General features: G+C 76.4%; 12 protein-coding genes. 8 read left to right on the top strand and 4 right to left on the bottom strand.

The features are described 5' to 3' along the window. The first annotated feature begins 335 nt into the window (after positions 1-335). Together PP1_RS06090 and PP1_RS06085 are read left to right on the top strand one after the other, a co-directional pair. The gene (locus PP1_RS06090; protein WP_010231343.1) at positions 336-653 is read left to right on the top strand and encodes a hypothetical protein; all 318 of its coding nucleotides are present in this window, start codon (positions 336-338) and stop codon (positions 651-653) included. Positions 654-668: 15 nt separating this feature from the next. Further along, entirely contained in the window at positions 669-1,352 is a 684-nt protein-coding gene (locus PP1_RS06085) for an SAV_6107 family HEPN domain-containing protein (protein WP_337819664.1), read from the top strand. A 3-nt stretch (positions 1,353-1,355) separates the two neighbouring features. On the opposite strand, the gene PP1_RS06080 is transcribed toward PP1_RS06085, so the two are convergent. Then, on the bottom strand, positions 1,356-2,186 hold the full coding sequence (locus tag PP1_RS06080) for a ParA family protein (RefSeq protein ID WP_010232151.1): 831 nt from the start codon (positions 2,184-2,186) through the stop codon (positions 1,356-1,358). Between the two features lie 166 nt (positions 2,187-2,352). Between PP1_RS06080 and PP1_RS06075 the strand changes: the two genes are divergently transcribed. Continuing rightward, positions 2,353-3,063: a class I SAM-dependent methyltransferase gene (locus PP1_RS06075; protein WP_010232148.1), complete on the top strand. Its 711-nt coding sequence runs from the start codon at positions 2,353-2,355 to the stop codon at positions 3,061-3,063. A 309-nt stretch (positions 3,064-3,372) separates the two neighbouring features. Then, positions 3,373-3,783 carry a DUF3040 domain-containing protein gene (locus tag PP1_RS06070; RefSeq protein WP_010232146.1) on the top strand — a complete coding sequence of 137 codons (411 nt, stop codon included), beginning with the start codon at positions 3,373-3,375 and terminating at the stop codon, positions 3,781-3,783. Positions 3,784-3,882: 99 nt separating this feature from the next. Here the strand turns inward: PP1_RS06070 and PP1_RS06065 are convergent, their stop codons facing one another. The 3 genes from PP1_RS06065 to PP1_RS06055 form a co-directional block, all read right to left on the bottom strand. After that, positions 3,883-6,231: a transglutaminase TgpA family protein gene (locus tag PP1_RS06065; protein WP_075314117.1), complete on the bottom strand. Its 2,349-nt coding sequence runs from the start codon at positions 6,229-6,231 to the stop codon at positions 3,883-3,885. Continuing rightward, positions 6,228-7,430, bottom strand: a complete 1,203-nt coding sequence (locus tag PP1_RS06060; protein ID WP_139323837.1) for a DUF58 domain-containing protein — start codon at positions 7,428-7,430, stop codon at positions 6,228-6,230. Before PP1_RS06060 ends, PP1_RS06065 begins: the two co-directional genes overlap by 4 nt. Positions 7,431-7,608: 178 nt before the next feature. Next, entirely contained in the window at positions 7,609-8,670 is a 1,062-nt protein-coding gene (locus PP1_RS06055; protein ID WP_075314118.1) for an AAA family ATPase, read from the bottom strand. Between the two features lie 1,407 nt (positions 8,671-10,077). Here PP1_RS06055 and mraZ point away from each other — a divergent pair. From mraZ to PP1_RS06035, 4 genes are all read left to right on the top strand, one after another. Continuing rightward, on the top strand, positions 10,078-10,509 hold the full coding sequence (gene mraZ, locus PP1_RS06050; protein ID WP_010234933.1) for a division/cell wall cluster transcriptional repressor MraZ: 432 nt from the start codon (positions 10,078-10,080) through the stop codon (positions 10,507-10,509). Between the two features lie 368 nt (positions 10,510-10,877). Then, complete coding sequence (gene rsmH / locus PP1_RS06045) at positions 10,878-11,891, top strand: 16S rRNA (cytosine(1402)-N(4))-methyltransferase RsmH (RefSeq protein WP_010234934.1); 1,014 nt, start codon at positions 10,878-10,880, stop codon at positions 11,889-11,891. Positions 11,892-11,928: 37 nt separating this feature from the next. Then, on the top strand, positions 11,929-12,627 hold the full coding sequence (locus PP1_RS06040) for a hypothetical protein (RefSeq protein WP_075314119.1): 699 nt from the start codon (positions 11,929-11,931) through the stop codon (positions 12,625-12,627). Then, complete coding sequence (locus tag PP1_RS06035) at positions 12,627-14,465, top strand: peptidoglycan D,D-transpeptidase FtsI family protein (RefSeq protein WP_082399018.1); 1,839 nt, start codon at positions 12,627-12,629, stop codon at positions 14,463-14,465. The genes PP1_RS06040 and PP1_RS06035 overlap by 1 nt, the downstream gene beginning before the upstream one ends. The last annotated feature ends 17 nt before the right edge of the window (positions 14,466-14,482 follow it).

Genomic DNA, 14,482 nt, shown 5'->3' with positions numbered 1-14,482 from the left:
GTCCCCATCACATCACGACCCGGCCGGGTGTGCGGGCCCGGAGTGCGGGGCCGGCAGCACGGGGCCCGCGGGACCTGCGCCGGATGCCCCGTGCCGGGCGGGCCGCCCGGGACCGGTCCGGCCGGTGCCCCGCACCACCCGTCCGCGGGTGCCGGACGCCCGGCGGCCGACTTGACGCCGGATCGAACACGCGTTCTACTGGACGACGTCGAACACGCGTTCGACGCCCGGGCGTCCGGCGCGGGGTGGGGGAAGCGCCCCGCCGCCGGACGACCCGGGGACCGAGTCCGGGGAGCGGGAGCCGAGGCCCGCCGACCGGGAAGGGGCGTGGTGGTGTGGGCGGCTTCTCGCGACTGTTCCGGGGGCGGCAGCCGGCGGCCATCGACGTGCGCTGGCAGAACGGTGAGCCGGTCGAGTTCCAGCGACGGCCGTCCCGGCGGGGTGAGCGGTTCCTGGTCACCGGCGTCCGGGACCAGTGGATCGAGGAGTCGCCGTGGCCGTTCCCGTCGCCGATGCCGGTCGGCGGGGACCGGCTGAGCTGCTGGCGGGTGCTCGCCCGCTCGGTGGAGGAGCCGCACGAACCGCCCCGCGAGGTGGTGCTGCGGATGCGTGCCGGTCCCGGGGTCTGGGACCTCGTGAAGCTGAACGACTGAACGCGGGAGGTGCGTATGAGGAGCGGGACGATGGAACTCGACCTGCAGCTGCCGGAGCCCCGGCCCCCGCGGTCCGGGGATGCGGCGGGGCAGGGTGTCCGCGGGGTGTGCCGGGCCGGTGCGCAGGCGGCTGCCCCCGCACGAGGAGTGGCGGCGCCGTGCGCTCGGACAGGGACGGCTCCGGCTGTGCCGCCTGCGCCGTCTGTGCAGCCTGCGCCGTCGGCGCAGGCTGCCACTCCGGTGCCGGCTACTGCTCCGGCGGCTCCCGGAGGGCACGGTGGTGTACGGCGCGGTGGCGGTCGCCGCGCCGCACCGCGCCGCGGTCCGGTCCCGCCGTCGCGTGATGCGCTGGCACTGCTCCGGCAGGCGGCCGACCAGCTGGCGCAGGCCCACCAGGAGCCCGAGCCGGTGCGCCGCTATCCCGCCGCCTACCTGGCGGCGCTCCGGGCGGGCGCCGCGGTGCTGGCGATGCGGGCCCGTCCGCGGCCGCGCCGCGGCGCCCCGCGGGACGTCTGGGGGCTGCTCGCGGAGGTCGCACCGGAGCTGGGGGAGTGGGCGTCGTTCTTCGCGTCCTGCTCGCGGACCCGGACCGCGGCCGAGGCGGGCATCGACCGTCTGGTGGACCGCCGCGCCGCCGACGACCTGCTGCGGCAGGCCGAACAGTTCGTCGCCCGGGCGCAGCTGCTGCTGCCCCGGTGAGGATCAGGCCGAGGCGGCCGGGCGGTCCCGGGAGGCGCTGCGCAGCACCCGTCCCAGCAGGGAGCTGAACACCGCGGAGATCTCGCGGGCCCCGGGGGTGTCCCAGGCCTGGATCGGCAGGCAGGCGCCCTGCGCCTGTTGCACCGCCGAGCGGTCGGGAAGGACGCTGTTGAACACCAGGGGGCCGAACAGCTCGCGCAGCTCGGAGATCCGGAACTCGTGCTCGGTGTTGCGGGGCCGTACCCGGTTCACCAGGACGCCCAGCGGCTGGAGCCGGTCGTTGGAGCGTTCCCGCTCGGTCTGCACCGCGTCGAAGGCCCGCTGGACGCCGGACACCGAGAACATCGTCGGGTCGGTCACCAGGATGGCCCGGTCGGAGGCGGACAGCGCGCTGCGCGTGAGCTGTCCCAGCGACGGCGGGCAGTCCACGATCACCAGCCGGTAGCGCTCCTCGACCAGTCCCTCGCCGTCGTCGGACAGCAGGTCCCCGGCCAGCCGCTGCAGCGCACGGTCCAGCCGGTGCAGCTGTGCCGCACCGGGATCGGGATGGTTGTGCCGCTCGGTCTGCTCGGCGCCGACCAGGACGTCGAGACCCTCGCCCCACGCCGACGGCGCGATCGCACGCTCGACGACCGCGCGGCGCGGCTCGTCGAGGACGTCGGCGACCGTCGCGGTGGTCGGCTCCGGGTCCAGGGCGGTGGTGGCGTTGGCCTGCGGGTCGAGATCGACCACGAGGGTGGACACACCGTGCCGCTGGGCCGCGCCGGCGAGACCGAGTGCGACCGTGGTCTTCCCGACGCCGCCCTTGAGACTGAGCGTGGCGACGACCTGCACACCTCCAACCTACAGGGCGGTCCCGCGGCCGTGTCCCGCGGAGTGGCACCGGTCCACACCGGTGCGCCGGTCCGGCGTGGCCGGTGGTGCCACGGAGGGGGAGCACTAGGCTGCGGGCGTGGGATCGCCGACACGTGAGCAGGCCGGAGCAGCGCGCGGTGCGGCCGTGACCCGCGTGCTGGACAGGGAGATCGATCGGGTCCGCCGCGGGACCGGCAGCGCCCCGCGGGTGCTGGACGTCGGTGGTGGCAGCGGGACCTGGGCGGTCCCCCTGGCCGTCACCGGATGCGCGGTGACGGTCGTCGACACCAGCCCGAACGCCCTGGCCACCCTGGCCCGCCGCGCGGACGAGGCCGGCGTCACCGACCGGATCACCCCGGTGCACGGCGACGTGGACACCCTCGCCGACGTGGCCCCCGCCGACGGCGCCGACCTCGTGCTCGGCCACGGCCTGCTCGAGGTCGTCGACGAGCCGGGCCGCGTCCTGACGGCGCTGGCGTCTGCGGCCGCGCCCGGCGGTGCGGTCTCGGTGCTGACCGTCGGCCGCTACGGGGCCTTCGTCGGCCGGATCACCACCGGGCGGCTGGCCGAGGCCCGTGCGGTCCTCACCGACCCGGACGGCCGCAGCGGCCCGGACGACCGCCTGCTGCGCCGGTTCGACGCCGGGCAGCTGCGCGAGCTCGCGTCCGCCACCGGCCGGCTGGAGGTCGAGGCGCTCCAGGGGGACGGCACCCTCGAGGCGTGGCTCCCCGGTCCCGGCCCGGACGGTGAACCGGCCGGACGGGACGAGCGGGACGAACTGGACGCCCTGGCGTCGGCGGTGCCGGCACTGGGTGAGGTCGCTCCGCGGTTGCATCTGCTCGCCCGGCGGTTCTGAGGCGTGATGCCGACCTCTCCGTGAGGTCGCCGTGCGGCGACCGTCCGTCGTCGTCCGTCGGGCGTTCACCTGCGGTTCCACGGCCGATCGGGTTGCTCCGACCCGCCGAACGTGATCGGCGACACGCCGCGCCACGCCGTCCGCTCGACGATCAGCCGTGCGGGTTGGCCGGTCCGGGTGGTCGCCGCACGATTCGCCTCGTACTCTTGGACCCAGACGCCCAGGTGGGGCGCCCGTCGTTCCGATCGGGGCAGGGAAGCCCGGGTCGATTCGGCCTACCGTCCGATTTCGTGTGCCGGAGGTGAAGGCATGCCGCTCTCCGAGCACGAGCAGCGCCTGCTCGAACAGATCGAACGGGCCCTCTACCAGGAGGACCCGAAATTCGCCTCGTCGGTGAGTGGCAGCCGGATGAGCAAGCCGGCTCGTCGGCGCCGGATCCAGGGGGCCGTCCTCTTCGTCGTGGGTCTCGTCCTGCTCGTGGCCGGGATCCCGTTCCAGGTGCTGTACCTGGGCGACATCCCGGTGCTCAGCGTCGTCGGGTTCCTGGCGATGCTCGGCGGAGCCCTCCTCGCGGTGACCTCGATCGGCGCGCGCGGCGGTAACGACGCCGAAGCGGCCGAGGGCGACGCGGCCCCGCCGAAGGACAAGCCCGGTGGGGAGAACGGTGGCTTCACCGACCGGATGGAGGAGCGCTTCCGGCGCCGCTTCGAACAGGAGTGACTCCGGCGGCCACACGGCCGCGACACGAACCCACGGCGGGGCGGGACACCACGGTGTCCCGCCCCGCCGTCGTGTGCGCTCCGGTGTACGGCGTGGCGGTCAGCGTCGAGGCGCGTCCGCGGGCTCGTCGCCGGGCGAGGTACCGGCGACGGGGGAGGTGTCGTCCACGCCGGTCCCACCGTCGTCGTCGCCCATGTCGCCGTTCCGGGTGCGCCGCACGGACTCCGGCACCACCGACGCCGGCAGCATCCGCGCCCGCAGGGACGGGGCACCGGTGGCGATCGCCGTCCGCACCTCGTCGACCAGGCCGTCGAGGACGTCCGGCTCCGGGGGCATCGCCCCGTACCAGCTGGCCTCCACGCTGCGGACGAGCTGCTGCAGCGCCTCCGCCGCCCGGTCGGTCAGGCCGTGGCGCTCGGTGATCCGGTCCGCTGCGGCCCGCACCGTGTCGCCGGGCGGGACCGGCACGCCGTGGTCGCGGGACGCGGCGAGCACCTCGTCCCAGGCGGCGGTCGCGGCGCCCGGGCCCCCGGCGCGCGCGATGCCGGCCCGGCGCGCGTACTGACGGCGGCGCCAGAACCCCGGGAACAACGCCAGCAGCACCAGCCCGGCGAGGGCCAGGGCGCCCACGAGCACCGGGAGCCACCAGGTCCCGGCAACCGGACCGGGTTCCTGGCCGTCCTCGGCCGGGGGCGGCGGTTCCGGCGTGGCCTCGTCCCCGCCCGCCGGGGGCGGGGGAGCGGCGGTCGGCTCCGGGGCCGGCGGCTGCTCCTGGGCGGGGGTGCCGCCGTCCTGCTCGCGGGCCTGCTGGACGTAACCGGGGTCGATGGTGCGGCCGTCGGCGAGCGGGGTCGGGTCGAACGTCATCCAGCCGTAGCCGGGGAACCACGCCTCGACCCAGGCGTGCGCGTCCTCGGTGGTGATCGTGCGGCCGTCCGGGCCGTCGTCGCCCGCGGTGAACCCGACCGCGACCCGGGCCGGGACGTCGACGGCCCGCAGCATCACGGCCATGGCGGACGCGTACTGCTCGCAGTAGCCGGTCCGGCCGCGGGTGAGGAAGTCGACGAGCGCGTCCCCGCCGCCGCCGGGCGCCGTCGACAGGCTGTAGGTGAAGGGCGAGCCGGGGCCGGTGAAGTGGTTCTCGATCGCCATCGCCCGGTCGAACGGGGTGGCCTCGCCGGCGGTGACGTCCTGCGCGATCTGCGCCACCCGCGGGTCGACGCCGGTGGTGTCCAGGTACGAACGGTCCACGGTGACCGGCCCGCCCGCCCCGCGCAGCTGCTCCGCGGACGGCTCGGGCAGACGCATGGCCTGCGACCAGCCGTCCTCCTCGCGGGGGCGTTCGCTGTAGGCGATGCCGCCGGCCGCGTCGTAGGCCCAGCTGTCCGACGCGACCTCGACCGCCGTCGGGTCGCCGAACACCGGCAGCCAGTAGTCGCGGAAACCGAGGTTGTCCACCTGCACGGTCTGCTCGGCAGCGGGCCCCGACGTCGACGGCGGCAGCTGCCCGCTCAGCGGGACACCCGGTGCGGGCCGCTCCGCCGTCCAGCCCTCCTGGGGCACGTAGGTCTGCAACGTCAGGGCGCGCAGGTAGCTCGCCCGCTGCAGGCCCTGCACGCGGAACAGCTCCCGCGGCTCGCTGCGGGTCAGCTGGCCGCGCAGCGAGGTGAAGGGGTTCAACCCGATCGAGCCGTCCGCGCCGCCACCGGCGCCGCCGGTCGCGTCGAACCGGCCCGCGGTGCCGACGGCGGTCGCGGCGGTGCCGACCAGGAGCGCGCCGACGACGGCGACCGCGACGACCGCGATCCCGCCCGGTGCCTGCCGCAGCCGCTCCGGGCGCAGCAGGAGCAGCAACCCGAACCCGGCCCCGGCCGCCACCAGCGACCACCACGGCAGCAGGTCGGACTGCAACGCCGTCGGCACCGCGAACACCACGAGCAGCGGCACCCCGGCCGCGGCGGGCGCCGCGACGGTCACGGCGAGCCCGAACACGGCGATGGCGAGCGTGCCGAAGCCGAGCGTGACCAGCAGCAGGATCTCCGGCGTCGCGGCGACCGGCGGGACGCCCGTGTCGATCTGCTGCCCGGCGCCGCCGAGCAGTGCGCCGAGCTCGGCGAGCGCGTCCGGTCCCGGCAGGACGACGGCCACGCCACTGCCGGTGAACCAGCCGGTGGCCAGCAGCGCGAGGGCGACCAGCTGGCCCGGCGCGGCGAGCCACGGCCGGACCCGCACCAGCACCGCCCCGGTCACGACGACGACCGCCACCGCGACCAGCGCGTGCCACACCCAGGCGGCGCCCTGCACGACCGCGCCGGTCGCCGAACCGGCCAGCAGGACGGCGAGACCGGAGGCGAGCGGCGCGAGCAGCGCGGTCCAGCCCAGGGGGCCGGGCGGACCACCCGACGCCGGGGTGGCCGCCGTCGGCGGTGCTGTCGCCGGCGCGCTCACCGGAGGGCTCCCGCCGGCGCAGCGGGTTCGCCGCACGCGTCGGCCCAGGCCCGCTGCACGGTGACCCCCGCGGGCACGACGGTCGCCTGCCAGCCGGCCTGACGCAGCGCCCCGGCCGCGGTCGCCGCGCGACCGGTACCGGTGCCGGAACCCCACCCGTCGACGTCGAGCAGGATCGCGTGCCCGCCCCGCGGCCAGGCGGCCGTCAGCGCCGTCACGTCCCGGGGACCGGTGGAGCCGAGGACGGCGAGCACGCCGTCCGAGGTCACGGTGCCCGCCGCGGGCTCACCGGTCCCACCGAGCGCGGCCGTCGCGGACGGGCGCAGCACCGCGAGGGACTCGAGCCGCTGGGGCACCTGGTCCTCCTCGCCGGTCGGGACCGGCCCGCCGTCGTCGAGGGGGTCGCCGGACTCGTCGACCAGGGTGACGGCCTCACCGCGACGCACCAGGTGCACCGCGACGCTGGCGGTGAACTCCACCGCCCACTCCAGGCTGGACGCGGCGCCGTGACCGCGGTGCGCGGCGTCCCGCCGGTCGAGCAGCAGCGTCACCCCGGAGGGGCCGGGACGGTCGTCGAGCCGGACCATCAGCTCGTCGCGTCGCGCGCTGGAGCGCCAGTGCACGCGACGCATCTCGTCGCCCTGGCGGTACGGGCGGATGAGGACGTCCGGGTTGCCGGTGCCGGGACGGCTGCCGCCCTCGGCGCCCCGGCCGACCGCGGTCGAGGCGAGCGGCGGACGCCCGGTCAGCGGCGTGACCCGGGGGAGTACCAGCCAGCGGTCGGCCGCGAGCAGGTCGTGCCGGAACTCGGCCAGGCCGAGCGGGTCGGTGCCGCGCCCGCGCAGCGGGCCGATCCGGTAGGCACCGCGGACCGCCGGACGGAGCGGGTAGCCGACCCGGGCTCCCCGGCGGCCGAGACGGTGGACGGTGAACCGGGGCGGGTAGCGGTCGGACGGCCCGGCCGCGTCGGGCACGTGGTCGGCGATGCGGAGCGAGCCGAGCAGCGCGCCGCCCGCGATGCGCAGCAGCGCCGTGCCCGAGGCGCCGGCCTCGATCCGGACCGGTTCCAGCGACCGCTCCACCTGCAGCGTGCGGCGCGACCGGAGCGCGACCACCAGCGCCAGCAGCGGGAGCAGCACGACGAACGCCCCGACCCGGACGAGATCCCGCTCGTCGAGGACGACGGCGGACACGACCATCGCGAGGCCACCCGCGAGCAGACAACGGCCGCGGACGGTCAGGCCGGCCCGCCGCTCCGTGCGCGGGGCCGCGGTGGGTGCGGACGGGGCGGAGGACCGCCCGGTGTCGGTGGGTCCGGCGCCACCCGTGGCGGGCCGGGCCGGTGGGCCGTCCCGACGGGGGTCCGGTGCGGTCACATCAGCCCCGCGGCGGGGACGGCACCGCGACCCGGCCGACGGCGCCGCGCACGAGATCGGCGGTCGAACGGCGGGCGGCGACACCCTCCGGCCCGAGGAGCAGGCGGTGCGCCAGGACGGGGACCGCGACGGCCTGGACGTCGTCCGGGATCACGTAGCCGCGCCCGGCGGTGACCGCCCACGCCCGCGCGGCACGGAGCAGGTGCAGCGTCGCGCGCGGGGAGGCGCCGAGCCGGACCTCGCTGAGCCGGCGGGTCGCGCCGACGATCTCGACGCAGTACCGGCGCACCTCGGCGGCCGTGTGCAGGGCCCGGGTCGCGGCGATCATCGAGCGGATCGTGCGCAGGTCGGTGACGGGGCGCATGCGGTCCAGCGGCTCGGCGGCGCCGTGCTCGTCGAGCATCGCCAGCTCGGCCGCCGGGTCCGGGTAGCCGACCGAGATCCGGATCGTGAAACGGTCCCGCTGCGCCTCCGGCAGCGGGTAGGTGCCGTCCATCTCGACCGGGTTCTGGGTCGCGACGACCATGAACGGGTCCCCGAGGGGATAGGTGCCGCCGTCGACGGTCACCTGGTGCTCGGCCATGCACTCCAGGAGCGCGGACTGCGTCTTCGGCGACGCCCGGTTGATCTCGTCGGCGATCACGAGGTTGGCGAACACCGGTCCGGCGCGGAACTCGAACTCGGCGGTCTGCCGGTTGTAGACCGAGGTGCCGGTGATGTCACCGGGCAGCAGGTCCGGGGTGAACTGCACCCGGCTCACGGCGCCGTCGACCGAGCGGGCGAGCGCCTTGGCGAGCGAGGTCTTGCCGACGCCCGGGACGTCCTCCACCAGGAGGTGGCCCTCGGACAGCATGGCGACCAGCGCGAGACGGACCGCGTCCGGTTTGCCGACGATCACCCTCTGGACCGCGGCGGCGATCCGGCCCGCGACCTCGGCGACGGCCCCCGCGTCCATCGGTTCGGCGGCGTACCCGGGGGTCGCGCCGGTCGAGTCCGGATGACGCCCGGACACACCGGACGGCGGGGACGGCACGGACGGCGCAGAGGGTGCGCTCGACGACAACGGGCCTCCTCGGGTGGCGACGCGGGCGGGTCCAGTCTGTCAAACCTCGCACGCAGGGGGACGGGTACCGCTCCCGGCGGACGACCGTTGCTCCGGACGGTCGTACCGGTCGTCGCACCCGGCCGGACACGGGCCCGGAAACCGGGCGCGCCGGGGACCGCGGACCGCCACGGGCGGTGCTCGCCGGGCCACGGAGGGTCGTCGCGGGGCGCGTCGACGCGGGGCGGGCACGGGCCGGGGCGACGCCACCACCCCGACGGCCGCGAGCGCACCGGCGGCGCCCGTCGCCGGCCACGCAGGAATCGGCACACCCCGTGTCCGCTCGACGCCCCTCGCCGGCTCGGCGCCCCTCGGTCGACCGGCGCCCCCCGACCGGCTCGGCGCCCCCCGACCGGCTCGGCGCCCCCCGACCGGCTCGGCGCGCCCGTTCCGGCTCGGCGCGCCCCGCGCCGGTTCCCTGCACCGCGCGCCGATTCGGCGCACCCGTGCCGACTCGGCGCACCGAGCGCCGGCTCCGCGCACCGCGTGCCGGTTCGGCGCACCGCGTGCCGGTTCGGCGCACCCCGCGCCGGTTCCGCGCACCGCGTGCCGACGCCGCGCACCCCGTGCAACGGGTGCGGCGCAGGGCAATGGGGTGCGGCCACCGCGGAGGGCCGCGCCATCCCGCCGCGAACCGGGGCATGCACAGGCTCCGGTGCCGGCCGCCCTCCGGTGCCGGCCGCGCTCCGGCGCCCGCCGCCGCACCCCTCGACGGCTCGGCGCACCCCCCCGGCGGTCCGAGGCACCCGTTGCGTGGGGTGCTGCGCGCTGCCGGGGGGTGCGGCAGACCGTCGCGGGGTGCGGCGGGTGCGGCGGATGTGGTGGCGCGGCGCGGGGCAGAGGGGTGCAGCAGGACGTCGCGGAGTGCGGCAGAACGTCGCGGGGTGCGGCGGGGTGCGGGGCCGCACGACGGCGGGGCCCCACGACGGCGGGGCCCCACGACGGCGGGGCCCCACGACGGCGGGGCCCCACGACGGCGGGGTGTGGGGCGGGACGGAGTGGGGTGCGGGGCGGTCGGACCGGCTGCCCCCACCTCCCCCCACCGGATCCCCCACGACGCCCCCCACGACGCCCCCCACGTCGCCCCCACCTCTCCCCACCACTCGTGCCCCGATCCCGCCGAATCGCGCTCTGACCTGCGATGACGTCCGGTGGGGGAGAAGGGGGGTGATCGGGCCGGATCTGGGCCCCGGACGTCCCGCTACCGGGTGGCGCCGCGCCGCTCCCCACGACTCCCCACCGCCTGTCACCTGCGGAAACACCGGATGAACCCCGGAGACCGGACCCTGCTCGGGTTGACGGTGGGTGGTTGTGGGGTACTGTGGTGATCGCTGGGGCGAACAGGTGCCCCAGGTGGAGGTGGGGTCGGTGTTCCTCGGCACCTATTCCCCGAAGCTGGACGACAAGGGGCGGCTCACGCTGCCGGCCAAATTCCGCGACGAGTTGCGAGGCGGTTGCATGATCACGAAAGGGCAGGACCACTGCCTCTACGTGTTCACCCGTGACGCCTTCACCGAGATGGCGCGCAAGGTCGCCGCGGCCCCGCTGACGAACGAGTCGGCGCGGGTGTTCCAGCGCAACCTCTTCTCGGGCACCGACGAGCAGAACCCCGACGGCCAGGGCCGGATCGCGATCACGTCCGAGCTCCGCCGGTACGCCGGACTGTCCAAGGACTGCGTGGTGATCGGCGCGTTCACGCGTGCCGAGATCTGGGACGCGCAGGCCTGGCAGGAGTACCAGGAGCGACACGAGGACGAGTTCGCCAAGGCCCAGGACGAGGTTCTGCCCGGGCTGTTCTGACTCCCGCTGGCGGGTGGGAGGACGAGCGGCACAGGAACGACACGGGCGGCAGCACCGTCGCCGTCCCGACCCGGGTGCCGTGATCGCCCGGCCCTGGCACACCTTCCCCGGTGCCAGGTCCGGACGGCACGGTCCCCGGGTGGGGGCGGCGCCGGATCCCCACCCCGACTGGGGAGTTCGGGTGGGGCGGCGACGCCCGCGTCACCGGGAGTGCGGCGGGACCGGTTGTGGGAACCGGCGACGTGGCACGACCTACGTACAGGATCGACCGGTTCCGGCCCCGCGAGGGGCCGGAACCGGATCCGGGACCACGCCGGCGGCGCGGGGCCGGGAGCACGGACCACGGGGACGGACGACGGCACCGGGGGGTGGACGTGGACAGCACCGGGCCGGACCCGTCACCCGCCGAGCGGCACACCCCCGTCCTCCTGGAGCGCGTCTCCGCGCTGCTCGCCCCGGCGATCGCGGACCGGCCCGCCGTCTACGTCGACGCCACCCTCGGCATGGGCGGCCACGCCGCTGCCCTGCTCGCCACACACCCGCAGCTGACCGTCGTCGGGCTCGACCGCGACCCGCAGGCCCTGGACCTGGCCGGTCGCCGGCTCACCGCGTACGCCGACCGGCTGCGCCCGGTGCACGCCGTCTACGACCGGATCGGCGAGGCCCTCGACGAGACGGGCGTGGGGCCGGCCGACGCGATCCTGTTCGACCTCGGCGTCTCCTCGCTGCAGCTCGACGAGGTCGAGCGCGGCTTCTCCTACTCCCGCGACGCGGATCTCGACATGCGGATGGACCCGACCACCGGGCCGACCGCCGCCGACGTGCTCAACACCTACACCGCACCCCAGCTGCGCCGGATCCTGCGCGAGTACGGCGAGGAGCGCTTCGCCGGCCCGATCGCGAACGCGATCGTCCGGAACCGGGACAAGCGGCCCTTCACCCGCAGCGCCGAGCTCGTCGAGCTGCTCTACGGGGTCGTCCCGGCCGCGTCCCGCCGCACCGGCGGGCACCCGGCCAAGCGGACGTTCCAGGCGCTGCGCATCGAGGTCAACGCCGAGCTGGACGTCCTGCGGGACGCGTTGCCCGCGGCGTTCGATGCGCTCGCCCCGGGCGGCCGGATCGTCGTCCTGGCGTACCACTCGCTGGAGGACCGCATCACCAAGCGCGCGCTCGCCGAGCGCACCCGCTCGCGGACCCCGCTCGACCTCCCGGTCGAGCTGCCCGGGCACGAGCCGGAGTTCCGGCTGCTGACCCGGGGCGCCGAGACGGCGTCCGACGACGAGATCGAACGCAATCCGCGGGCCGCCCCGGTGCGGCTGCGTGCCGCCGAGCGGACCGGGGGCGCCACCGGGCCCGGACCCGAGGGCGGCGAACGCGGATGACCGGCACGACCAGCACGGCGGAGAGGCAGGAACCCCGATGAGCACACCCGTCATCGAGCGCCCGGGGACACCGGGCGGTGGCCGGCCGCGTCCGCAGACCCGCCGGACGGCTGCCCCGCCGCGGATCCCGGCGCAGCGCGGGCCGGGCGACGCCCGGCGGGCCCAGGACCAGCGCCGCCGCAGCGCGGCACGGGAGAACACCGGTCGCGCGAAGTTCGTGCTCGTCGTGATGGTGCTGCTCGCCGTCGGGCTGATCGCGACGCTGTGGCTGTCGACCGCCGCGGCCGCCGACTCCTACGCGCTGCAGGAGGCCCGCCAGCGCACCGGCGGCCTGACCGAGCAGTCCGAGGCCCTCCGCAAGGAGGTCTCGGTGCTGGAGAGCCCGGCCTCGCTGGCGCAGCGCGCCGCGGCCCAGGGCATGGTGCCGGTCTCCGACCCGGCCCGGCTGGTCGTCGCCCCGGACGGGCGGGTCGACGTCGTCGGGGAGCCGCAGGCCGCGGTCGGCGCCCCGCCGCCCGCACCCGACGCACCGCAGCCCGCCGCGCCGGCTGCACCGCAGGGCACCACATCGGACCCGGAGGCCGACGGCGGTGACGCCGCCGCGGCGGCCGGGGCCCGGGCGGACGCCCCGGCCGCGGACGCGCCGCAGGACGGGCAGCAGGGGCCGGACGGCGCCGCGCCCGAGGGCGCCGAGCGCGAGGTCCCCGCCGACACCCGGGCCGCGGGCCGGGACTGATGGCCTACGCCCCGCCCCGCCCCCGGCGGCCCGGCGGGGGCCCGCCGCGGTCCGGCGGCCCCCGGCGACGGCGCTCCGCGGCCGACGACCCGCGCTTCCGGCTGCGTCTGGCCTGGGTGCTGCTGGCGGCGCTGCTGCTCGTCGCGGGCACGAAGCTCGTGTTCGTGCAGACGGTGCAGGCCGGCACGCTCACCGCGGACGCCGAGAAGCAGCGCGCCAGCCGGATCACCATCCCCGCGGAGCGCGGCGCGATCACCGACAAGGACGGCAACGTCCTCGCCTTCTCGACCGAGTCGAAGGCGCTGGTCACCAACCCCCGGCTGATCGACAAGACGAAGGGCGCCGAGGCGGTCGCCTACAAGCACGCGATGGCCACGGCCGTCGCCGCCGTCACGAAGGGCGACCCGGCGGAGCTCGAGCGTGCGCTGAACACCGACCGCGGGTACGTCGTCATGGCGACGGCGGTCGACCCGGCCCCGGCGCGGGACCTGCGGGAGAAGTTCCCGGAGATCGCCGAGGAGGGCCGGGAGGCACGCCAGTACCCGGGCGGGACGCTCGCGTCGAACATCATCGGCGCCGCCACCTGGAGCGCCGACGCCCAGAAGCTGGTCGGCCGCATCGGGCTGGAGTCCTCCGACGACGGCCTGCTCGCCGGCCAGGACGGGTTCCAGGTCGCCGACACCGCGGAGGGCAGCCGCACCGTCATCCCGGGCAGCGTGCGGTCCGAGCAGCCCGCGGTGTCCGGGTCGGACGTCCAGCTGACGATCGACTCGGACCTGCAGCACCAGGTGCAGCGGATGCTGTCGGAGTACGCCGCGAACTCCGGCGCCCGCAGCGGCTCCGCCGTCGTGCTCGACCGGGAGACCGGGGAGGTGCGGGCGCTGGCGGACAACACCTCCTTCGACCCGGCGCAGCTGCTCACCTCGGACCCGAAGTCGCTCGGGAACAAGGCCGTCACGACGCCGTTCGAGCCGGGCTCGGTCAACAAGGTCGTGACGATGGCGGCGGCGCTGCAGGCCGGCGTCGTGAAGCCGGAGGACGTGCTCGAGGTCCCCGGCAGCATCGAGTTCGCCGACCGGACGATCAAGGACGCCTGGGCACACGGTCTCGACCGCTACACCCTCACCGGGGTGCTGGCGAAGTCGTCGAACGTCGGGACCCTGATGACCGCGCAGAAGGTCGGCCCGGACGCGTTCTCCGACATGCTCGGGCGGATGGGCGTCGGCCAGCGGACCGGGATCGGGCTGCCCGGCGAGAGCGCCGGCGTCGTCCCGCCGCGGGCGACCTGGTCCGGGTCGACGTTCGGCAACCTGCCGATCGGGCAGGGCCTGTCGATGACCGTGCTCCAGATGGCCGGGATGTACCAGGCGATCGCGAACGACGGCGTCCGCATCCCGCCGCGGGTCGTCGCCTCGACCACCGGCCCGGACGGCGTGCGGGTCCCGGCCGAGGCGGCCGCGCCGGTCGAGGTGATGTCGCCGCAGACCGCGCAGACGCTGCGGACGATGCTCACCGCCGTCACCCAGAACGAGCGCGGCCAGGCCGGGACCGGCCCGGCCGCCGCCGTCCCCGGCTACGAGGTGGCCGGCAAGACCGGTACCGCCCAGCAGGTCGACCCGGAGACCGGCGCCTACTCGCGGTCCCAGTACTGGATCACCTTCGCCGGGATGCTCCCGGCGCAGGACCCGCGGTTCGTGATCGGGATCATGCTGGACGCGCCGAAGGCCGGGACCAGCGCGGCGCCGCTGTTCCACGACATCGCGTCCTACCTGGCACAGCGGGACGGGATCCCGGTCCGGACGACCCCGCCGCCGGTCCAGACGCTGCAGATCAAGTGACACGGCCGGGGGCCGCC

Source organism: Pseudonocardia sp. P1, assembly GCF_000178675.2.
Classification (GTDB): domain Bacteria; phylum Actinomycetota; class Actinomycetes; order Mycobacteriales; family Pseudonocardiaceae; genus Pseudonocardia.
The sequence above is the reverse complement of the archived record's forward strand: the minus strand, read 5'-3'. Positions and strand labels throughout refer to the sequence as shown.

Excerpts from the sequence above, each read along its gene's own strand:
- PP1_RS06035 (WP_082399018.1), top strand. The coding sequence starts at position 12,627 with ATGGCCTACGCCCCGCCCCGCCCCCGGCGGCCCGGCGGGGGCCCGCCG.
- PP1_RS06070 (WP_010232146.1), top strand. The coding sequence starts at position 3,373 with ATGCCGCTCTCCGAGCACGAGCAGCGCCTGCTCGAACAGATCGAACGG.
- PP1_RS06060 (WP_139323837.1), bottom strand. The coding sequence starts at position 7,430 with ATGGTCGTGTCCGCCGTCGTCCTCGACGAGCGGGATCTCGTCCGGGTC.
- PP1_RS06085 (WP_337819664.1), top strand. The coding sequence starts at position 669 with ATGAGGAGCGGGACGATGGAACTCGACCTGCAGCTGCCGGAGCCCCGG.
- PP1_RS06040 (WP_075314119.1), top strand. The coding sequence starts at position 11,929 with ATGAGCACACCCGTCATCGAGCGCCCGGGGACACCGGGCGGTGGCCGG.